At 29.4% G+C, this 21535-nt stretch carries 25 protein-coding genes and 1 riboswitch; of the genes, 23 read left to right on the plus strand and 2 right to left on the minus strand.

Annotated elements, in window-relative coordinates; all coding sequences use genetic code 11:
- The first annotated feature begins 33 nt into the window (after positions 1 to 33).
- Positions 34 to 208: riboswitch (Lysine riboswitch) on the plus strand.
- Between the two features lie 100 nt (positions 209 to 308).
- From lysA to GSH19_RS01975, 9 genes are all read left to right on the plus strand, one after another.
- On the plus strand, positions 309 to 1613 hold the full coding sequence (gene lysA / locus GSH19_RS01935; RefSeq protein WP_237026226.1) for a diaminopimelate decarboxylase: 1305 nt from the start codon (positions 309 to 311) through the stop codon (positions 1611 to 1613).
- Positions 1614 to 1630: 17 nt separating this feature from the next.
- Positions 1631 to 2338 carry a 2,3,4,5-tetrahydropyridine-2,6-dicarboxylate N-acetyltransferase gene (gene dapD, locus GSH19_RS01940; protein WP_237026653.1) on the plus strand — a complete coding sequence of 236 codons (708 nt, stop codon included), beginning with the start codon at positions 1631 to 1633 and terminating at the stop codon, positions 2336 to 2338.
- 10 nt (positions 2339 to 2348) lie between these two features.
- Positions 2349 to 3494 carry an N-acetyldiaminopimelate deacetylase gene (locus GSH19_RS01945; protein ID WP_237026228.1) on the plus strand — a complete coding sequence of 382 codons (1146 nt, stop codon included), beginning with the start codon at positions 2349 to 2351 and terminating at the stop codon, positions 3492 to 3494.
- Positions 3495 to 3497: 3 nt separating this feature from the next.
- Positions 3498 to 4376, plus strand: coding sequence for a 4-hydroxy-tetrahydrodipicolinate synthase (gene dapA, locus GSH19_RS01950; protein WP_237026230.1), 879 nt, complete (start codon positions 3498 to 3500; stop codon positions 4374 to 4376).
- Positions 4377 to 4388: 12 nt separating this feature from the next.
- The gene (gene dapB, locus GSH19_RS01955; RefSeq protein WP_237026232.1) at positions 4389 to 5153 is read left to right on the plus strand and encodes a 4-hydroxy-tetrahydrodipicolinate reductase; all 765 of its coding nucleotides are present in this window, start codon (positions 4389 to 4391) and stop codon (positions 5151 to 5153) included.
- Positions 5154 to 5166: 13 nt separating this feature from the next.
- Positions 5167 to 6354: an aminotransferase class I/II-fold pyridoxal phosphate-dependent enzyme gene (locus tag GSH19_RS01960; RefSeq protein WP_237026233.1), complete on the plus strand. Its 1188-nt coding sequence runs from the start codon at positions 5167 to 5169 to the stop codon at positions 6352 to 6354.
- Positions 6355 to 6359: 5 nt separating this feature from the next.
- Positions 6360 to 7409 carry an aspartate-semialdehyde dehydrogenase gene (locus GSH19_RS01965; protein WP_237026234.1) on the plus strand — a complete coding sequence of 350 codons (1050 nt, stop codon included), beginning with the start codon at positions 6360 to 6362 and terminating at the stop codon, positions 7407 to 7409.
- A 115-nt stretch (positions 7410 to 7524) separates the two neighbouring features.
- Positions 7525 to 7770, plus strand: a complete 246-nt coding sequence (locus tag GSH19_RS01970) for a hypothetical protein (protein WP_237026235.1) — start codon at positions 7525 to 7527, stop codon at positions 7768 to 7770.
- 18 nt (positions 7771 to 7788) lie between these two features.
- Positions 7789 to 8946, plus strand: a complete 1158-nt coding sequence (locus tag GSH19_RS01975) for a hydroxymethylglutaryl-CoA synthase (RefSeq protein ID WP_237026236.1) — start codon at positions 7789 to 7791, stop codon at positions 8944 to 8946.
- Between the two features lie 97 nt (positions 8947 to 9043).
- On the opposite strand, the gene lexA is transcribed toward GSH19_RS01975, so the two are convergent.
- Positions 9044 to 9673, minus strand: a complete 630-nt coding sequence (lexA, locus tag GSH19_RS01980; protein ID WP_237026237.1) for a transcriptional repressor LexA — start codon at positions 9671 to 9673, stop codon at positions 9044 to 9046.
- Positions 9674 to 9816: 143 nt separating this feature from the next.
- Between lexA and GSH19_RS01985 the strand changes: the two genes are divergently transcribed.
- Together GSH19_RS01985 and GSH19_RS01990 are read left to right on the plus strand one after the other, a co-directional pair.
- Complete coding sequence (locus GSH19_RS01985) at positions 9817 to 10068, plus strand: DUF896 domain-containing protein (RefSeq protein WP_237026238.1); 252 nt, start codon at positions 9817 to 9819, stop codon at positions 10066 to 10068.
- A gap of 72 nt (positions 10069 to 10140) precedes the next feature.
- Positions 10141 to 10359 carry a YneF family protein gene (locus GSH19_RS01990; RefSeq protein WP_237026239.1) on the plus strand — a complete coding sequence of 73 codons (219 nt, stop codon included), beginning with the start codon at positions 10141 to 10143 and terminating at the stop codon, positions 10357 to 10359.
- A 23-nt stretch (positions 10360 to 10382) separates the two neighbouring features.
- On the opposite strand, the gene GSH19_RS01995 is transcribed toward GSH19_RS01990, so the two are convergent.
- The gene (locus tag GSH19_RS01995) at positions 10383 to 11003 is read right to left on the minus strand and encodes a 1-acyl-sn-glycerol-3-phosphate acyltransferase (protein WP_237026240.1); all 621 of its coding nucleotides are present in this window, start codon (positions 11001 to 11003) and stop codon (positions 10383 to 10385) included.
- Positions 11004 to 11084: 81 nt separating this feature from the next.
- On the opposite strand from GSH19_RS01995, the gene GSH19_RS02000 reads away from it, so the two are divergent.
- From GSH19_RS02000 to GSH19_RS02055, 12 genes are all read left to right on the plus strand, one after another.
- On the plus strand, positions 11085 to 11831 hold the full coding sequence (locus GSH19_RS02000; RefSeq protein WP_237026654.1) for a tRNA1(Val) (adenine(37)-N6)-methyltransferase: 747 nt from the start codon (positions 11085 to 11087) through the stop codon (positions 11829 to 11831).
- Positions 11824 to 12105, plus strand: coding sequence for a GIY-YIG nuclease family protein (locus GSH19_RS02005; RefSeq protein WP_237026241.1), 282 nt, complete (start codon positions 11824 to 11826; stop codon positions 12103 to 12105). Before GSH19_RS02000 ends, GSH19_RS02005 begins: the two co-directional genes overlap by 8 nt.
- A 38-nt stretch (positions 12106 to 12143) precedes the next feature.
- Complete coding sequence (locus GSH19_RS02010; RefSeq protein WP_237026655.1) at positions 12144 to 13145, plus strand: D-2-hydroxyacid dehydrogenase; 1002 nt, start codon at positions 12144 to 12146, stop codon at positions 13143 to 13145.
- 157 nt (positions 13146 to 13302) lie between these two features.
- Positions 13303 to 14046, plus strand: a complete 744-nt coding sequence (rpsB, locus tag GSH19_RS02015) for a 30S ribosomal protein S2 (protein WP_237026242.1) — start codon at positions 13303 to 13305, stop codon at positions 14044 to 14046.
- A 91-nt stretch (positions 14047 to 14137) separates the two neighbouring features.
- Positions 14138 to 15016: a translation elongation factor Ts gene (tsf, locus tag GSH19_RS02020; protein ID WP_237026243.1), complete on the plus strand. Its 879-nt coding sequence runs from the start codon at positions 14138 to 14140 to the stop codon at positions 15014 to 15016.
- A gap of 119 nt (positions 15017 to 15135) precedes the next feature.
- Positions 15136 to 15858, plus strand: coding sequence for a UMP kinase (gene pyrH, locus GSH19_RS02025; protein ID WP_237026244.1), 723 nt, complete (start codon positions 15136 to 15138; stop codon positions 15856 to 15858).
- A gap of 2 nt (positions 15859 to 15860) precedes the next feature.
- Positions 15861 to 16424 carry a ribosome recycling factor gene (gene frr, locus GSH19_RS02030; protein WP_237026245.1) on the plus strand — a complete coding sequence of 188 codons (564 nt, stop codon included), beginning with the start codon at positions 15861 to 15863 and terminating at the stop codon, positions 16422 to 16424.
- A gap of 32 nt (positions 16425 to 16456) precedes the next feature.
- Positions 16457 to 16864 carry a hypothetical protein gene (locus tag GSH19_RS02035; RefSeq protein WP_237026246.1) on the plus strand — a complete coding sequence of 136 codons (408 nt, stop codon included), beginning with the start codon at positions 16457 to 16459 and terminating at the stop codon, positions 16862 to 16864.
- A gap of 80 nt (positions 16865 to 16944) precedes the next feature.
- The gene (locus tag GSH19_RS02040; RefSeq protein ID WP_237026247.1) at positions 16945 to 17685 is read left to right on the plus strand and encodes an isoprenyl transferase; all 741 of its coding nucleotides are present in this window, start codon (positions 16945 to 16947) and stop codon (positions 17683 to 17685) included.
- A 10-nt stretch (positions 17686 to 17695) separates the two neighbouring features.
- The gene (locus GSH19_RS02045; RefSeq protein ID WP_237026248.1) at positions 17696 to 18475 is read left to right on the plus strand and encodes a phosphatidate cytidylyltransferase; all 780 of its coding nucleotides are present in this window, start codon (positions 17696 to 17698) and stop codon (positions 18473 to 18475) included.
- A gap of 18 nt (positions 18476 to 18493) precedes the next feature.
- Positions 18494 to 19768, plus strand: coding sequence for an RIP metalloprotease RseP (gene rseP, locus GSH19_RS02050; RefSeq protein ID WP_237026249.1), 1275 nt, complete (start codon positions 18494 to 18496; stop codon positions 19766 to 19768).
- 22 nt (positions 19769 to 19790) lie between these two features.
- Positions 19791 to 21500: a proline--tRNA ligase gene (locus GSH19_RS02055; RefSeq protein ID WP_237026250.1), complete on the plus strand. Its 1710-nt coding sequence runs from the start codon at positions 19791 to 19793 to the stop codon at positions 21498 to 21500.
- Positions 21501 to 21535: the final 35 nt, after the last annotated feature.

Raw genomic sequence — 21535 nt, forward strand, 5'->3', positions numbered from 1 at the left:
TTAAAATTTGTTTTAATATAAGCTTGTATCAATCAAATAAATAGAGGTTGCAAGAGATATCAGTAAATAGTGGAGTAATCACAAAGCTTTGAAGCTATTGAAAGGATCAATTGCCGAAGTTTCTTAAAATGGTGAACTTAAGATACTGGGACGTAGTTTAATATTCTACGGACTGTCGTAACTTTAGTTACGGGGTGCTATCAATTCAATATTCTATAAGTGTAAATAATTGTAGGGAAATCCGGATAGATAGCATTTAGCTATCTATTTGGGTTTCCCTTTTTTTATAAATTTGGAGGTGTAGGTTAATGAGTAGACAAGTTGAACAAGAATTAATTAATCAAAATAATCATTTAATGATTGGTGGAGTTGATTCAGTTAAATTAGCAAATGATTATGGGACACCTTTAGTTGTTTATGATGTACATAAAATTAAAAAACAATTGAATTTATTCAAGCAAGCTTTTGAAAAAAATAATGTTGATTATGTAATTAGTTATGCAAGTAAAGCATTTTCGTGTATTGCGATGTATCAGTTACTTAAAAATGAAAAAGTTCATAGCGATGTTGTATCTGGTGGGGAATTATATGTTGCTCATAAGGCTGACTTTCCAATGAACAATATTAGTTTTCATGGCAATAATAAAACTTATCAAGAATTATCAATGGCTGTAGATTATCAAGTTGGACTAATCATTGTTGATAATTTCAATGAGATAGATTTATTGAATCAAATTTTAGAAGAAAAGAATCAAACAATTAATGTTTTAATGAGAGTGACTCCAGGAGTTGAGGCTCATACCCATGAATATATTTCTACAGGTCAAACTGATAGTAAGTTTGGTTTTGATTTAGAATCAGGACAGGTAGAACAAGCTTTTAAATTATTAAACAAAAGTAAAAGAATTAATTTAAAAGGAATTCATGCACATATTGGTTCACAAATTTTTGCGTATGAAGGATTTGAACAAGAAATAAAAGTATTAATTGATGTATTAGCAAATTGGAAAAAAGAAAGTAATTTTGATGCTGATATTTTGAATCTTGGTGGCGGATTTGGAATTAAATATACCGCTGATGATCAACCAATTTCGATTGATCAAGTTATTCAAAAAATTACAGCAGAAATAAAGATTCAAACAAAAGAACAAGAAATAAAAATGCCATCGATATGGATTGAACCTGGTCGTTCAATTGTTGGTGAAGCCGGCTATAGTTTATATCGTACTGGTTCAACTAAATCAGTACCTAATGGACATAATTATGTAGCAGTTGATGGTGGAATGGGAGATAATATTCGTCCTGCTTTATATCAAGCTAAATATGAAGCATCATTAGCTAATCGAATTAATGAAAAAGATGAAAAAACTTATGAATTAGTTGGTAAATATTGTGAATCAGGTGATATTTTAATTCATGATTTAAAGTTGCCAATTCCTAATTTAAATGATTTAGTGGTCGTTTATGATACAGGTGCATACGGATATTCAATGGCATCTAATTATAATTTAAATTTAAAACCAGCTGTAGTTTTTGTTGAAAATGGTAAATCACAATTAGTAATAAAAAGACAAAGCTTTGAAGATTTAGTTTCACTAGATCTTTCATTATAAAAGGAGATTATTAAATGATGGAAAACTTAGATGCTCAACAAATCATTAATTTTATTGCAAATGCTGAAAAGAAAACACCAGTGAAAGTTTATCTTCAAGGTAATTTAGACGAAGTTAAATTTCCTAAAACTGTCAAAGTCTTTAATTCACAGAATTTAACAATCCTTTTTGGTGATTGGGAAGAAATTAGTCCAATCATCCAAGAAAATGAAACTAAAATTGAACAAATTGAAATTGAAAATTCGGTACGTCGTTCAGCAGTACCTTTAAAAGATTTAAAGGAATTAGATGCAAGAATTGAACCCGGAGCAATTATTCGAGATCAAGTAAAAATTGGTCATAAAGTAGTAATTATGATGGGAGCTTCAATTAATATTGGAGCAGAAATCGGTGATAATTCAATGATTGATATGAATGTTGTTCTTGGTGGAAGAGCCATGGTTGGAAAAAATGTTCACGTTGGTGCAGGAGCTGTTTTAGCAGGAGTTGTTGAGCCTGCTAGTGCAACACCGGTTAAGATTGATGATAATGTTTTAATTGGTGCAAATGCAGTAGTAATTGAAGGGGTGCACGTTGGTGCAGGAGCTGTTGTTGCAGCAGGTGCAGTTGTAACTGAAGATGTTGAGCCTAATACTGTGGTTGGTGGAATGCCTGCTAAAGTCCTTAAACGAAAAGATGAACAAACTAGTTCAAAAACAAAATTAGAAAATCGTTTAAGAAAGTAGAGTGATTAAAATGCAACAAGCAGAATTATTTGAAATTTATCGACATTTACATCAATATCCTGAACTTGCAATGGAAGAATTTAAAACACATGAATTTCTTCTTAATATGGTAGAAAAAATAAAAAATAATAATTGGAATGTTCGAACAATTTCTGATTTACCAACTGCTATCTTGGTTTATATTCCCGGGATAAATCCTAGTAAAACGATTGGTTATCGAACAGACATTGATGCTTTACCAGTTCAAGAAGCAACTAACATCGAATTTAAATCAAAAAATGAAGGTAAAATGCATGCATGTGGTCATGATTTACATATGACAGTTGCTCTAGGTGTTTTAGATTACTTTGCTAAAAATCAACCCAAAGACAATTTGATTTTCTTTTTCCAACCAGCTGAGGAAAGTCAAAATGGTGGTAAAATTGCTTATGATCTTGGTGTTTTTGAAGGTAAATGGAAACCAGACGAATTTTATGCTTTACATGATAATCCACAGTTAGATACAGGAGTGATTGGTAGTAGAGTTGGAACTTTATTTGCTGGTACAACAGAAGTTGATGTTGAATTAATTGGTAAGAGTGGACATGCTGCATACCCTCAAAATGCAAGAGATATGGTGGTTGCAGGATCCGAATTTATTAATCAAATTCAAAATATTATTTCAAGAAAATTTAATCCAATGGATAATGCCGTTATTACTTTTGGTAAATTCGAATCAGGTTCAATTAGAAATGTTATTTCAGGATATACAAAAATTGAAGGAACAATTAGAGCTTTAACACAAAATCAAATTGAATATTTGCAACAACAAATTTTACAAGTGAAAAAAGGGATTGAAATTCTTTTTGATTGTGAAGTAAAAGTTAAGTTAAACCAAGGTGGATATTATCCTGTTGAAAATAATTTTAAGTTATCAACTGATTTTTGTAATTATATGGAAGAAAATCAAAATGTTAATTTTGAAATGATGAAACCTGCAATGACTGGTGAAGATTTTGGGTACTTATTGAATAAGTTTCCTGGAGTTATGTTTTGGTTAGGAGTTTCGGACCCAAATAATTCATTACATTCAGATAAATTTTTACCTAACATAAATGCAATTGCATCAGGAATTAATGCAATTACAGGATATCTAGAACATCGAATGGAGGAATAAGTTATGAATAATAAATTTGATAATGTTGATTTAATGACCGCGATTATCACACCTTTTGATAAAGATAATCAAATTAATTTTAAAGAATTAAATCGATTAGCAGAACATTTAATGCAAGATGGATGTAATGGATTTGTGATTGGTGGAACAACAGGTGAAACACCAACATTAACTCATGATGAAAAAATAGAATTATATACTAAATTTGCTGCGTTCATTGATGGAAGAGTACCTGTAATTGCTGGAACGGGCTCAAATAATACCAAAGAAACAACTCAATTTACAAAAGAAGTAAGTAAAATTGATGGAATTGATGCTGCTTTAGTAGTCGTTCCATATTATAATAAGCCTTCACAAAGAGGGATGGTTGCTCATTTTGAAACAGTAGCTGCTAGTTCTAATATTCCACTTTTTATTTATAATGTTCCTTCTAGAACCGGGATTGCAATGGAAGATGAAACGATTATTAAGTTATCTAAGAATCAAAATATTTTGGGTGTTAAGCAATGTATGGATTTAGCTTCTTTTCAAAATATTGTAGAAAATACTTCTAATGATTTTTTTGTATACTCAGGAGAAGATCCACAAGCATTATTTGCTAAAATGGTTGGAGGAAAAGGGATTATTTCTGTAGCTAGTCATATTTATACTAAGCAAATGAGAAATATGTATGATGCTTTAGATCAAGGTGATTTAAATATAGCAGGATACTTATCTAGATATTTAACGCCTAAAATGAATGCGCTCTTTATGTATCCGTCTCCTTCGCCTGTAAAAGCATTATTAAACGATCAAGGATATCAAGTTGGAGATTGTCGTTTACCAATTGTATCTTTGAATGAAGCTGAAAAGATACAATTAATGAATAAAATTATTGACTAAAGGAGAATTAAAATGACTAACATATTATTGGCTGGATTTAATGGATCTATGGGAAAACAAGTAATTAATTTGATTGATGATCATGATGAATTAAATTTAGTTGCTGTTTATAATCCGCATATACAAGAAAATCAAAAGTTTGATTTTTTACCTGAAAATACTAGAGCATTTAATAATATAAATGAAATTGATGTTAATGAAATTGATTTATGGATTGACTTTAGTTCACCAGATGCAGTTTATGAAAATACTAAATTTGCATTAGAAAATGGTATTAATCCAATTATTGGAACAAGTGGCTTATCAGATGATGATTATAAAAAGTTAAATGAATTATCCAAAGGAAGCCAAATAGGTGGTATAATTGCACCTAATTTCAGTATATCAGCTAACTTAATTTTAAATTTTGCAAAAGAAGCTGCTAAATATTATTCAGATGCAGAAGTAATTGAAATGCACCATGCCGATAAAAAGGATGCTCCATCAGCAACTGCATTAAATACCGCCAAAGTTATTAGTGCTGAGCGTCAAAACAAGAGTGAAAACAATGATATGGAAGATTCAAGAGGTGCAGATGTAAATGGAGTAAAAGTACATGCTGTTCGTTTACCTGGTTATGTGGCGCATGAACAAGTTTTATTTGGTGGAAAAGGTGAAGCTTTAACATTAAGACAAGATTCTTTTGATCGTTCATCTTTTATGGATGGTGTATTATTAGCAATTAATAAAGTGGCTGAACTTAAAGAATTAATTTTTGGATTAAATAATTTAATTTAAAGGAGTAATTAAAATGCCAAATCTTTCATCCAATTTAGAAGGAAAGATAAATAAAAACTTGGACCAAACAAATGGTTCTATGATTAGATCTTTTTCAGGTAAAATTTCAAATATTGAAGGAATTATAAAATTGACAGTTGGAGAACCTGGACTAAATACTCCAGAACATGTTAAAAAAGCTGCAATGAAAAGTATTGAAGATAATCATTCACACTACTCATTACATAGTGGAATTCAAGAATTAAGAGAAGCAATTAGTAGTTACATTAATAATCAGTATGGACTTAATTATGATCCTAATAGTGAAATTATTACAACCGTTGGAGCAACTGAGTCTCTATCGAGTTCAATGCTATCATTAATTAATCCAGGTGATGAGGTATTAATTCCACTTCCAGCTTATCCCTTATATACATCTTTAGTTCAGTATGCTGGTGGAATTCCTGTTTATATTGATACGACAGAAGATGGATTTGTGTTGACTAAAGAAAAATTAATTTCTACATTAGATTCTCATCCAAAGGCAACTCTAATTGTATTAAATTATCCCAATAATCCAACTGGGGCAGTTTTAGATGAACAACACGTTAAAGATTTAGCTGAGATTTTATCTAGTAAAGATATATTTGTTATCAGTGATGAAATTTACTCTGAATTAACTTATGATTCTAAACATGTTTCTTTTGCTAAATACTTACCTGAACAGACTATTTTTATTAATGGATTATCAAAATCACATGCGATGACAGGTTATCGATTAGGATACATCGCTGCTCCAAAAGATTTATGTACTACTATTTTGAAAATTCATGGATTTTTAGTTTCTTCACCTTCTAATCCAGCACAATATGCAGGCGTTGAAGCATTAGTTAATGGAATTGATGATCCAATTGAAATGAATAAATATTATGAAAAAAATCGTGATTTAGTTTATAAACGATTAAGTGATATTGGATTTTCATTAGAAGTTCCAAGAGGTGCTTTTTATGCATTTGCTAAAATTCCAGATTTTATTAAAGAAAATTCTTATGATTTTGCATTAGATTTAGCTAAAAAGAATAAAGTTGGAGTTACTCCAGGAATTGCATTTGGTGAAGTGGCAAATAGATATATTAGGATTTCATATGCAACTGATTTTGATTCATTACAAGAAGGATTACAAAGAATTGAAGAGTATGTTAAAAATAGAAAGGTAAAGTGATATTAATGAATAAGAAAAACGTTGCTATTTTAGGTGCAACTGGTGCAGTTGGATCAAGATTAATCAAATGTCTAGAACAATCAAATATTGAAGTTAATGAAATTAAATTATTAGCTTCAAAACGATCAGCTGGAACAACTTTAAAATTTAATGATCAAGATGTTGTAGTAAAAGAAGCAACTCCAGAAGAATTTGATGGAATTGATTTGGTTTTAGCTTCTGCTGGTGGATCAGTTTCTAAAAAATTTTTGCCCGAAGCAGTAAAACGTGGAGCAGTTTGTGTTGATAATACTAGTGCATTTAGAATGGAAGAAGATGTTCCGTTAGTTATTCCAGAAGTCAACCCGGATTCTTTAAAAGATCATCATGGAATTATTGCAAATCCTAATTGTTCCACAATCCAAATGGTTCTTGCATTAAATCCGATTAAAGAAAAATATGGTTTAAAACAAGTCATTGTTTCAACATATCAAGCTGCTTCTGGTGCTGGTCAATCGGCTATTAATGAATTAAAAAAAGACTCTCAACAATATATTAATGGTGAAAAAATGGATGCAAATATTTTCCCTGTTAAAAGTGATAAGCCACATTATCCATTAGCCTTTAATTTATTACCACAAATCGATGTGTTTGAAGAAGATGGATATACTCATGAAGAATGGAAAATGATTCATGAAACTAAGAAAATTTTATTAAACGATATGAATTCAAAAGATATTAAAGTCACTGCTACTTGTGTTAGAGTACCAGTTGAAATTGGTCATGGAGAAGCTGTTTATTTTGAAACAGATAATCAAGAACCAGAAATTTCTGATTTGAAAAATCTAATTAGCCAAGGATCAGGATTAGTTTTAGAAGATGATCCAAAAAAATGTATTTATCCGCAACCAATTAACGCTGCTGGAAAAAATGATACATTTGTTGGTCGTTTAAGAAAAGATGAAGAAAATCCAGGTAATTATCATATGTGGGTTGTTTCTGATAACCTATTAAAGGGCGCTGCATTGAATACAGTTCAAATTGCTGAAAAGTTAGTTGAAATGAAGCTTGTTTAAAAAAGAGATTTTTATCTCTTTTTTTATTTGTTAAAGTATTTTAATTTTTTATTTTAAAAATATCAATCATAATTGGTAGTATGATATTATTAAAGTATAGATAGGAGTGTATACATTGAAATTAAAATTAAATTTAAATCCTAATTTAGGGAATCAAGAAGTAGTATTGTCTGATAAAACTAGAGGTCAATTATCTGTAATTAGAATTCCTAATGGAATGATGAATACAGTCACTCAATGGACATTTGTCCCAGTTAATGGTGTTCATGATAGTTTTATTTTCACAGGTGATTTTGAAGAAGGAAAAATAATAAAATCATTAAATAATCAAGATCAATATGTAGTTCATTTTTTAAAATAAGTGATTGAGGAATTAAATATGACAGAAGTAGGAATTGATAAGATTGGTTTTTTTACGCCAAATTTTTATTTAGATATGAATGATTTGGCTGAAGATAGAAATGAAGATCCAAATAAATATTTAATCGGAATTGGTCAAAATAAACAATCAGTAATTCCAAGTAGTCAAGATGCTGTTGCAATGGCAGCAAATGCTGCAAGTAAAATTATTGATGAAACTAATCGAAATAAAATTGATTTAATTATTTTTGGAACCGAAAGTGGTGTTGATAATTCAAAATCTGCAGCAATTTATTTACAAAATTTATTAAATTTAAATAAAAACGCGAGAGCTTTTGAAATTAAGCAAGCTTGTTATGGTGCAACAGCAGGACTTCAAATGGCTAAAGAGTACATAAAAAGTCATCCTGATAAAAAAGCATTGGTAATTGGTTCTGATATTGCAAGATATGGTCTTAAAACCGCTGGAGAAGTAACACAAGGTGGGGGAGCAATTGCAATGTTAATTAGTAGTAATCCAAATATTATGTCAATAAGTGATGATAGTGCTTTTCATTCTGAGGATATAATGGATTTTTGGCGTCCATTAAAAAATAATGTTGCATTAGTTGATGGTCATTATTCTAATGACATCTATGAACAATTTTTTATGAAAACCATTCATGATTATTCAGATAAATTTAACTATGATTTAAATAATTTAAAGGCAATTACATTTCATTTGCCATATACAAAAATGGGACTTAAAGCACTTCACAAGATTTTACCAGAATTTAGTCAAACAAAACAAAATGAACTTTTAACTGAATTTGAATCTAGTCGTGTTTATAATAAAGAAGTTGGTAATTTATATACAGGTTCATTGTATTTAAGCTTATTATCATTGATTGATAATTCAAAAAATTTAAAACCTGGTGACCAAGTTGGTATTTTTAGTTATGGATCTGGGGCACAAGGAGAATTTTATATTGGAACATTGAAAGATGGGTTTAAAGATTTGAAACGTTCTAATTCAAATTTGAAGTTAATCGAAGAAAGAACTCGTTTAAATGTTGACGAATACGAAAAAGTATTTTTAGATGGTGATTTACCAGATGGTAATTTTGAAATAACTCCAAATAAAAAAGCTCGTTTTAATTTTATCGGAGTAAAAGATTTAAAGCGTCAATATAAGTAAAGATACTGCATTAATTTCATTATGTATATTACAAATGGTTTCGTTTAAAAATTTAAAGCAAATAAAAAATCAATCCTTAGTTTTTGGGATTGATTTTTTATTTAATATCAAATCGATATAATCCAACTACTTTTCCTAAAATTGATACATTATTTAAAATTATTGGAGCCAATGTGTCATTTTCTGGTTGCAGTCTAAAGTGATCACTTTCTTTGTAAAATCTTTTACAAGTTGCTTCATTTTCATCGGTCATTGCAATAACTATTTCCCCGTTATTGGCATATGATTGTTTTTTTACCATAACCATATCTCCATCAAAGATTCCTGCATTGATCATACTGGTACCTCTAATGGTTAACATAAATAATGAATTATCCTGATTTTTTAATTCTGGAGGGATTGGAAAATAATCTGTTGCTTCTTCAACTGCTAAAATGGGTTCCCCAGCAGTAACAGTTCCAAGTAATGGCATTTCATTTTCTCTTATATTAATATCTAAATATTCAATACCAGCATTTGTTATTTCCATTGCTCTTGGCTTTGAAGGATCTTTAATTAAAAAACCATTATTTTCTAATTTTGCTAGATGTCCATGGACAGTTGATGGAGAAGATAGATTAACAGCATTGCATATTTCTCTTACTGTTGGTGGATAACCTTGATTATTTACATGATCCCAAATGAATTGTAATATTTTTTTTTGCTTTTGTTCTGATGCTTTTGCCATATTTACACCTCGAAGTCTATTCTTATGGTTAATTTTAACATAATTTGGTCGTTCTAGACAAACCTATGTTCGTTTTTTTGGATTTGAGGACTTGTTTTGCAAATGTTATTATATTTTTAGTTAACTTTAAGGAGGAATTCGTAATGGCTGATGATCCAGAGTTATTAAATTTAGTTCCTAGAATCAATGAACTTGCTGCAAAAGCAAAAGAAACTGAACTTTCTAATGAAGAAAAACAGGAACAAAAAGATTTAAGAGAAAAGTATGTTAAGAGGTTTAAGCAAAATTTAAAATCACATTTAGATGTCACTAAAGTTTATGATAAAGATGGTAATGAAGTTACTTCTGAAAAAGCTAAAAAATCTCAAAGAGAAAATGGTTTGCGAGATGATTAATTAGAATCTTTTCAAATTGTAATTTATTGTGTAAAATAAATTTGTTAGAAAAATCGAAAGGGGATAATGATTATGCCAACATTTCTATGGATTATTCTGGTTATTGTTGCTTTAATTGCCGGTGCATTAATCGGATTCTTTGCATCAAGAAAATATATGCAAAAATATCTTAAAGATAACCCACCAATTAATGAAGATCAATTAAGTGCGATGATGCTTCAAATGGGTCAAAAACCATCTAAGAAAAAATTAAATCAAATGATGAAAGCAATGAAAAATAATGCAAAATAAAAAGACGTTTATTAACGTCTTTTTTATTTTGATGCATCAATGTATTTATAATCAGGATTGATTTCATCATCTAATTTTTGGAATGCGTCTTGCATTTGTTTTTCAATTTCTCTTTGATAATCATTATCTAGTTTACGATTTTTATCAATATAAATAGGATCTCCATAGTTGACGATTACTTTTTTTCTTTTAATTAAATCAATCATCTTTAAAGGACCTTGATAGACTACTGGTACCATTGGTACTCCTGATAACTGAGCGATTAATGCAGCACCAGATTTTAATTTATTTGAGTGTCTAGTTCCAGAAGGAAACATAACTAATGATTTATCAGTTTTTCTTAATTGATTTACTGGTTTTTTGATTGCTGATACACCAGGATTTTTTCTATCAATTGGAAATACATTTACTTTTTTTAAAAACCATGCAGAAAATTTATTGTTAAATAATTCTTTTTTTGCCATAAAAGTAAATTGTTTTGGCAAAGCTCCAATTGCCATGTAAATCATATCAAACCAGGTTCTGTGTGGTGCGATTAGGATAAAATTATCCTTAAGAATTTTTTCTTTATGCATAAATTTTGGCTTACCATTTAAAATATATGCTAAAATTTTACCAATCCTAAATAAAAATGAATATGACAAACTTTTTCACCTCTTAATATTATTTATATAATTTTAACCTATTAAATAACGAAGTGGCAAGTTTGAACGGAGATTTTAATGATGACAGAAATTAAGTTAAAAGAGAATGAAAGAATTGATCAATTATATAGTCAAGATATTAAAATTATTCAAAGTGATGATGTTTTTTCATTTTCTTTGGATGCAGTCTTACTGGCTAATTTTGTTAAAATTAATCAGTCAGCTAAAAATAAGATTGTTGATCTGTGTTCTGGAAATGGAGCAGTTGGATTATTTGTTAGTAACAAAACTAAAGGTAAAATAACACAAGTTGAAATTCAACCTGAATTAGCAGATATGGCAAAAAGAAGTGTTGAACTAAATGGACTAGAACAACAAATTAATATAATTAATGATGATTTATCTAATACGATAAATTATATATCAAAGGACTCAGTTGATATGGTAACTGTAAATCCGCCATATTTTCCAAATCAATCTAATAGTAAAAAGAATCCTAATCAACATCTTGCAATTGCAAGACATGAGATAAAAACTGATTTGCATCATGTGATAAAAACGGCAAGTGATTTGTTGAAAACAGGAGGTAAATTATATTTAGTATATCGTCCAGATCGACTTTTTGAATTGATGAGTGAATTAAATAATAACCGATTAGCAACTAAGCATATTCAATTTATATATCCAAAAAAGGATACAGAGGCTAATATGATTTTAGTATCAGCTATCAAAGATGGAAAAAATAGTGGTTTAATAGTTGATCCACCAATTACAGTTTATGATAATGGTGAATATACTAAATTTATGAAAAAAATATTATATGGATAATAAAGATTATTTTATGTATGTATTACTTTGTGGTGATGGATCTTTTTATTGTGGCTATACTGACGATGTTTCAAAAAGATTAAAAAAACATCAAAGTGGTAAAGGAGCTAAGTATACTAAAAATCATGCTCCTGTAGACTTACTTTTTTATGAAAAATTCACTACAAAAAGTTTAGCAATGAAAGCTGAATATCAATTCAAACATCAAACAAGGCAAAAAAAAGAGGCATATTTATTAAAAAATGGAATTTCTAGTGATATGTGGACTTTTTGATTTAAATATTGATTATAGTTGAAGGAGAAATTTTAATGATAAAAATTATTGCTTATGGGATTAGAAATGATGAAGAACCTTTTTTAAAGCAATGGGTTAATGAACATCCTGAGGTTGATGTAAAAGTTGAAACTAATTTATTGGATGAAAATACTGTTGATAAATCTAAGGGGTTCGATGGTATTGTTGCTTATCAACAGAAACCATATTCAAAACAAGTTATTAATAAATTTAGTGAATATGGAATTAAAAATCTTTCATTAAGAAATGTAGGGATTGATAATTTAGATATTGAAACAATTAAAAAAAATAAAATAAAAGTAACTAATGTTCCCTCATATTCTCCAGCTGCTATTGCTGAATTAACTTTAACAAGTATTCTTGAATTACTAAGAAATAGTAAAAGATTTCAGAAAAAAATAGAACTTGGAGATTTTAGTTGGGAGCCAGATATTTCAAATGAATTAAATCAGATGACTATTGGGGTTTATGCAACTGGAAGAATTGGCAAAAAGGTAATAGATTTTGTCAGAGGATTTGGAGCTAAAATAATTGCTTACGATATTTATCAAGATCCAAAGTTAAAAGATGAAGGGATTTATGTTGATACTCCTAAAAAATTATATGAAAATTCAGATATTTTGACTTTGCATGCTCCTGCAGTGAAGGAAAATTATCACTTAATCAATGATGATACAATTGATCAAATGAAACCTGGAATTAAGATAATTAATCCAGCACGAGGTGATTTGATTGATACTGATGCATTAATTAGAGGACTTGATAGTGGTCGTATATCAGGAGCTGCATTGGATGTTATTGAAAATGAAGTAGGGATATTTAATAATACTTTTGATAGTTTTGACAAAATACCAGATGAAAATATTAAAAAATTAATTTCTAAAGATAACGTAATAATTACACCACATATTGCTTTTTATACAAAGCCAGCAGTAAAAAATATGGTTCAAGATGCACTTAATGCTAATTTAGATTTAATTAAAACTGGTATATCAGATAAAATTGTTAAATTTGATTAATAAAATATTGTAATCTTAAAAGTTATTATGTATAATAGTTTTTGGTATTAATTTACTAATACACACTTATTGTGATAATTAAAGCAGTGCTTTTAAAAAAGTTCTTTGATTAAAAGAGCGATAAGGTGGAAAAACTTATTTTTATGGAGGCTTTATAATGGCTGTAATTAGTATGAAACAATTGTTAGAAGCTGGTGTACATTTCGGACACCAAACAAGACGCTGGAATCCAAAGATGAAAGAATACATCTTTACTGAACGTAATGGTATTTACATCATTGATTTACAAAAGACACTAAAATGTGTTGAATCAGCTTACAAATTTACAAAAGAAGTAGCAACTGAAGATGCTACTGTACTATTCGTTGGTACAAAGAAACAAGCACAAGATGCTGTTGAAGAAGAAGCAAAACGTGCAGGTGTTTACTATGTTAACCATCGTTGGTTAGGTGGAACTTTAACTAACTGGAAAACAATCCAAAAAAGAATTAAATATTTAAAACATCTTAAAGAAATGGCACAAGATGGTACTTTTGAAAAATTACCTAAAAAGGAAGTTGCCCTTCTTAAGAAGAAAACTGAAAAATTAGAAAGATTCTTAGGTGGAATTGAAGACATGCCTAAGATTCCAAGTGTTATGTTTATTGTTGATCCTCGTAAAGAACAAATTGCTCTTAAAGAAGCTCAAAAACTTAACATTCCAGTAGTTGCTATGGTTGATACAAATACTGATCCAGATGGAATTGATTACGTAATTCCATCAAATGATGATGCAATTCGTGCAATTCGTTTAATCACATCAGTAATTGCAAATGCTGTTATTGAAGGTAACCAAGGTGAAGATTCTGTTAATGAAGAAACTTTCGAAGAAAAATCTGAAACTACTGAAGAAAATAAATAATAACTTAGGCTGACTCTTAAATTTCTGGACCTATCGGGCCTTGGTTTGAGAATCAGCCTTTTTTAAACAAAAAATAAGGAGGCCATTAATTATGGCAAGTATTACTGCTAAACAAGTTAAAGATTTACGTGATAAAACTAATGCGGGTATGATGGATGCTAAAAAAGCTTTAGTTGAAGCTGATGGTGATGAAAAAAGAGCAATCGAAATTTTACGTGAAAAAGGTGTAGCCAAAGCTGCTAAGAAAAGTGGCCGTGTTGCTGCCGCTGGATTAACTAATTTTAAAATTGATGGAGATAATGCTGCAATTGTTGAAGTTAATGCTGAAACAGATTTCGTTTCAGGAAATGATGATTTCAAAAAATTAGTTACATCAGTTACTGATGTTATTGCAAAAGAAGCTCCTAAATCAGTTGACGATGCAATGGCACTTTCTGTTGATGAAGGTACTGTACAAGATAAGATTATTAGTACTACACAATCAACTGGTGAAAAAGTTACTTTACGTCGCTTTGAAGTTTTAAAGAATACTGGTAATGATAATTTTGGTGCATATATTCATAATGGTGGAGAAATAACTGCTTTAGTTCAAGTTGAAGGAGCAGATGAAGCTACTGCTAAAGATGTTGCTATGCATGCAGCTGCGCAAAATCCTGAATTCTTAGATCGTAATGATATTCCAAAAGAACGTTTGGAAGAAGAACATTCTAAATTACGAAAAGAAGCATTAGATGAAGGTAAACCTGAAAAAATCGTTGATAAAATGGTTGAAGGTCGTTTAAATAAATTCTTAGCTGGTATTTGTTTAGCTGACCAACCATTTGTTAAAGATCCAGATCAAACTGTTCAACAATTTGTTGAAAGCAAAGGTGGAAAACTTAAAACTTTTGTTAGATATGAAGTTGGAGAAGGTATCGAAAAAGAAGAACAAAACTTTGCTGATGAAGTAAATTCACAAATTAATAAATAATTAAAAGCTGTATCTTTGGATACAGCTTTTTTGTATCAAATCTTGATATGTTACTATTTATTGATTTTTTTTTATGTTAGAATGTAATATAGTTTATTATTGCTATAGGGGGAAATTTGATGTCGGATTTAAAGTATAAGCGAATTGTATTAAAACTAAGTGGTGAAGCACTAGCCGGTGATAAAGGTTATGGAATTAATCCTCCAACTATTAAAACAATTGCAGAAGAAATTAGAGATATTCATAAATTAGGAATTCAAATTGCAATCGTTGTCGGTGGTGGTAACACATGGCGTGGTGAAGCAGGTGCTGAAATGGGAATGGAAAGAGCACAAGCTGATTATATTGGTATGTTAGCAACTATTATGAATAGTTTAGCTTTACAAGATATTCTTGAATCTAACGATGTTCCTACTAGAGTACAAACTTCAATTGAAATGAGACAAATTGCTGAACCTTATATTCGTAGAAAAGCAGTTAGACATCTTGAAAAAGGTCGAGTAGTTATATTTGCTGGTGGTACAGGTAATCCATACTTTTCAACGGATACTACATCAGTTCTAAGAGCTGCAGAAATTGATGCTGATGCTATTTTAATGGCTAAAAATGGTGTTGATGGTATTTATTCATCAGATCCAAATACAGATGAAAATGCACATAAATTTGACGAATTAACACAAATGGATATTATAAATAAAGGATTGAATGTAATGGATACAACTGCTAGTTCATTATCAATGGATAATGATATTCCTTTAGTTGTATTTAATTTAAATAAAGAAGGAAATATTGAAAAAGTTGTTAAGGGTGAAAACATTGGAACAACAGTAAGGGGTAAATAAAAATGGTTAATGCAAATGAGATTATTGATAATGCTAAATCAAAAATGAAAAAAACAGAAGATTCTTTACATCAAGAATTAGGAACAATTAGAGCAGGTAGAGCAAACGCAAGTTTATTAAATCCTGTTTTAGTAGAATACTATGGTGCACAAGTACCTTTAAACCAAGTTGCATCAATTTCAATTCCAGAAGCAAGAATGATTTTAGTATCTCCTTATGATGTAAGTGCTTTGAGTGCAATTGAACGAGGTATTCAAGAAGCTGATTTAGGAATTAATCCGATGAATGATGGAGAAGCAGTTAGAATTGTAATACCTCAATTAACTGAAGAACGTCGAAAAGAATTAGCTAAAAAAGTAAAATCGGTTGGTGAAGATACAAAAATTGCCACTAGAAATGTTCGTCGTGATGCAATGGAAGCTGCCAAAAAAGGTAATAAAAATGATGATTTTACTGATGATGAACTTCATGGATTAGAAGATGATATTCAAAAGTTAACAGATAAATCTATTAAAGTAATTGATGAAATTGTATCTGAAAAAGATAAAGAAATTATGAATGGTTAATTTTTAAGATTCACTAGAAAGGGATTTTTTTTATGACTGAAACAGAAAATAATGAAATAACACCAGGAACACCAGAATTTGATCAAATGGTTTTTAAATTAACCAAAGATGTTAATGAAAGTACAATTCCTTCGTTAAATTATAATGGGAATCAATTACAAGAATTGCAAGATGGAATGTTTGTAATGCCAGCATATATTGGTGAAGAATTCAATTTATTCTTTATTGTTTCTCAATTAGTAGAAGATGATTGGATAATGGCTTTTGCAAATGCTACCATTGAAAATGAAAATGAAGTTACTGATCTTTCAGAACCTATGACAACTGGTAAGGGATTAAATTTATTAGGTCAACAAAGTCCTGATGATGCAAATAAATTATTAAAATACTTTAATACTTTAGTTGATGTTAATCGTGGTGAATGGAGATTAGTTGAGTAATTAATTTAATCATAAGAAATAAAGGATGAGTTTTTACTCATCCTTTATTTCTGTATAATAGTATTGTCTGGAGTGATTTTATGAATAAAACCCAAATAGATATGAATAAAATACCAAATCATGTTGCAATAATTATGGATGGAAATGGTAGATGGGCCAAAAGTAAATTTATGCCAAGAATTGCTGGACATAAACAAGGAATGGAAAATGTTAAAAATATAACTGAAATAGCAAGTGATTTAGGTGTGAAAATTTTAACATTGTATGCATTTTCAACAGAAAATTGGAAAAGGCCTGAAAAAGAAGTAAAATATTTAATGAGTTTACCAACTAAATTTTTTAATGAATTTGTTCCTAATCTAATAAAAAATAATGTTAAAGTACAAACTATAGGTGATATTGCATCTTTACCTATTAAAACAAAAGATGCAGTTAATCAAGCAATTGAAGATACAAAAGAATGTGATGGAATGGTTTTAAATTTTGCTTTAAATTATGGTAGTCGTAGTGAAATTGTTAAAGCTACAAAAGGAATCGTTCAGTCAATTAGTTCTGGAGAATTAGAGTCAGAAGATATAAATGAAGATACTTTTTCAAAGTATCTAACAACTAGCAAATTTAATGATTTTGCTGATCCTGATTTACTAATTAGAACTAGTGGAGAAAAAAGATTATCTAATTTTATGCTATGGCAAGTAGCATATAGTGAATTTTTATTTTTTGATAAAATGTGGCCTGATGTTACAAAAGATGATTTTAAAGATATGATTATTACATATCAAAATAGGCATCGTAGATTTGGCGGATTAAATAATAAGTGAGGTTTTAATTATGAAGCAAAGAATTTTAACAGCTATAATTGCATTAATAATATTTATCCCACTAGTTGTTGCTGGTGGAGTGTGGATTCAAGTTACAGGAATTGCATTGGGATTGATTGCTTTTGCAGAGATATTAATTATGAAAAAAAGAATGATTTTATCTATGGAAGCTTTAATATCTTATGTAGGAGTTATTTTATTAATTGCTCCTAATAATTGGTTACCTAGTAATACTAATGTAACCTTTACATTATACTTAATAGTAATTTTATTATTACTTAGATCGGTATTCTCAAAAAATCATGTAAGCTTTGATGATATTGGAACAATGGTATTAGGAATTATGTATGTTGGATATGGATTTCACTATTTTATTTCTGCAAGAACAGTTGGATTAGATATTCTATTTTATGCTCTATTAATTGTTTGGATTACTGACAGTGGGGCATACTTTTTTGGAAGACAATTTGGGAAACACAAATTAGCTCCTTCAATTAGTCCTAATAAGACTTGGGAAGGTTCAATTGGAGGATCATTATTTGCTACAATAATTTGCGTTATTTATATTAGTTTCTTTCCAATCCCAGGATATTCATTAGTAACTATGATTATTATTACTTTAATATTATCAATATTTGGACAAATTGGAGATCTAGTTGAATCATCAATTAAAAGATTTTACGGAGTTAAAGATTCAGGTAAAATTTTACCAGGTCATGGTGGAATTTTAGATAGATTTGATAGTTTATTATTTGTTTTACCTTTATTACATTTATTTCAAATTATTTAGAAAGGAGATATCTAGTTTATGTTGACTACAATTATTAGTTTTATCATTGTTTTTGGTATTTTAGTTTTTGTTCATGAATTTGGACATTTTATTGTTGCTAAAAAATCAGGAATAATGGTTAAAGAATTTTCAATTGGAATGGGACCTAAATTATTTTATTATCGTCGAAATCATACTACATATGTTATTCGTATTTTACCATTAGGTGGATATGTAAGAATGGCTGGAAGCATGGATGATGAGGATGAAGATATACAAGCTGGAACAAATGCCAGTTTACAACTTAATGAAAATAATGTTGTAAGTTCAATTGATCTTTCCAATAAAAATCAATTATTTCAAGGAATACCTTTTCAAATTACTAAAACAGATTTAGTTAATGAATTATGGATTGAAGGCTATGAAAATGGTAATGAAGAAGAATTAAAAAGATACTCCGTTGATCATGATGCCACAATTGTTCAAGAAGATGGAATTGAAGTTCAAATAGCCCCTTCAGATGTCCAATTTCAAAATGCTAAATTATATAAAAGATTTTTAACAAATGTTGCAGGTGTGTTCAATAATGTATTGTTAGCAATAGTTGCATTTATGATTTTAGCTTTTCTTCAAGGAGGAGTTAGCACTAACTCTAATCAAGTTGAATTGACTCAAGGTCAATCTGTTGCTCGAGATGCTGGAATTGAAAATAATGATAAAATTATTTCAGTAAATGATAATAAAACTAATGATTGGAATTCACTTGCAAAAAATATCCAAAATAATCCATCTAAAAAAACTAATTTAGTAATAGAGAGAAACAATCAAAAAATTAAGGTAACTCTTACTCCTAAAAGTGTTAAAAATCAAGACAAAAAAGTTGGAGTTATTGGAGTAACTTCTAAATTAGATAAAAGTTTATCGGCTAAATTATTATCTGGTTTTAGTCAAACAGGTGATATGGCAAAAAGAATTGGTGTAGCACTTAAAAATATGGTTTCTAAGCATTTTTCACTTAATGATTTAGGTGGACCAGTAGCTATCTTTGCATCAACTTCTGAAGCTTCAAAATCAGGATTGAATGGTATTATTTATCTATTAGGATTTTTATCAATTAACTTAGCTATTATTAACCTTTTACCAATTCCTGGATTAGATGGAGGAAAAGTTTTACTTAATATTATTGAAATGATTAGAAGAAAACCAGTTTCAGAAAAAGTTGAATTAATTATTACTGCAATTGGATTTGTTATTTTAATAACTTTAATGGTTTTAGTTACTGGAAATGATTTATTTAGATATTTCATTAAATAAACTTGAATAGGAGAACTTTTAAATGAAACAATCAAAGCTTTTAATACCAACTTTAAAGCAAGACCCATCAGATGCTGAAGCAATTAGTCATCAAATGCTTCTTAGAGCAGGATATATAAGACAAATTTCGGCAGGAATGTATTCTTATTTACCATTAGCTTATCGTGTTATTAAGAATATTGAAGATATTATTTCTGAAGAAATGGATAAAATCGATGCAGCAGAAATGTTAATGCCTGCAGTATTACCAGCTCAATTGTGGAAAGATTCTGGAAGATATGAAACTTATGGACCAGAATTATTTAAATTTAAAAATCGTCATGATACAGATTTTATTTTAGGACCTACACACGAAGAGACTTTTACTGAATTAATTAAGGATAATGTTAAATCATATAAAAAATTACCTTTAACTCTATATCAAATCCAAGCTAAATATCGTGATGAAAATCGACCACGTTATGGATTGTTAAGAGGAAGGGAATTTATTATGTTAGATGCTTATTCTTTTTCTTCTGATGATGAAAGTTTAGACGAAATATATCGTAATATGGAAAGTGCTTTTCAAAATATATTCAATCGTATCGGATTAGATTATCGAACAATTATTGGTGATAGTGGTTCTATGGGGGGATCTGATTCAAAAGAATTTTCCGCTCCAGCAGTTGTTGGTGAAGATACAATTGTATATTCTGATGATAGTGATTATGCTGCTAATATCGAGATGGCAACTAATACTCATATTAATAAAGTTCCACATGTTGATGAGGAAGAACTAACTTTAATTGACACTCCTAAATGCAAGACGGTTGAAGATGTTAGTAAATTATTAGAAATAGAATCTAGTCAAATCTTTAAGAGTTTAGTATATATGATTGATCAAAAGCCGGTAATGGTAATAGTACGTGGTGATCAACAAGTTAATGAAATTAAAATAAAAAATTATTTTAATGCTGATGAGGTTAATCTAGCAACTGCAGAAGAAGTAAGAAAAATTATTGGAGCAGAATTTGGATCAATTGGACCAATCTCAGTTTCTGATGAAGTTAAAATTATTGCAGATGAATATATTAAAGAAATTGCAAACGGATTTGCTGGTGCTAATGATACAGGTAAACATTATAAAAATGTTAATCAAAAAAGAGATTTCAGAGTTGACGATTTCGGTGATTTTCATTTAGTTCAAGAAGGAGATGTTTCTCCTGATGGTAGTGGAATATTAAAATTTACTCGAGGAATTGAAATTGGACATATCTTTAAGTTAGGAACTCGCTATTCTGAATCATTAAAAGCAAATATTTTAGATGAAAATGGACGAGAAAAACCTATTATCATGGGATCTTATGGAATTGGGGTTAGTCGATTATTATCAGCTATTGCAGAACAAAATGCTGATGAAAATGGATTGGTTTGGCCAAAATCTATTAGTCCATTTGATGTACATGTTATTCCAGCAAATGCTAAGAATGATGTACAAATGGAATTAGCAAATAAAATTTATCAAGATTTAACTAATTCAGGATTTAAAGTATTATTTGATGATCGAAAAGAGCGTACAGGAGTTAAATTTGCCGATTCAGATTTAATTGGATTACCAATTAGAATTACAGTTGGTAAAAAAGCTGAAGAAAAAATTGTTGAAGTAAAAATGAGAGCAAGTGGTGAAACAATTGAAGCAAAAGAAAATGAAATTGAAAACACGCTTCATATACTTTCACAAAATAATAACTAAAAGACCAGTTTTGCTGGTCTTTTAGTTATTGAGGG

Origin of the sequence: Lactobacillus sp. S2-2 (assembly GCF_021698855.1) — a bacterium.
Lineage (GTDB): Bacteria > Bacillota > Bacilli > Lactobacillales > Lactobacillaceae > Fructilactobacillus.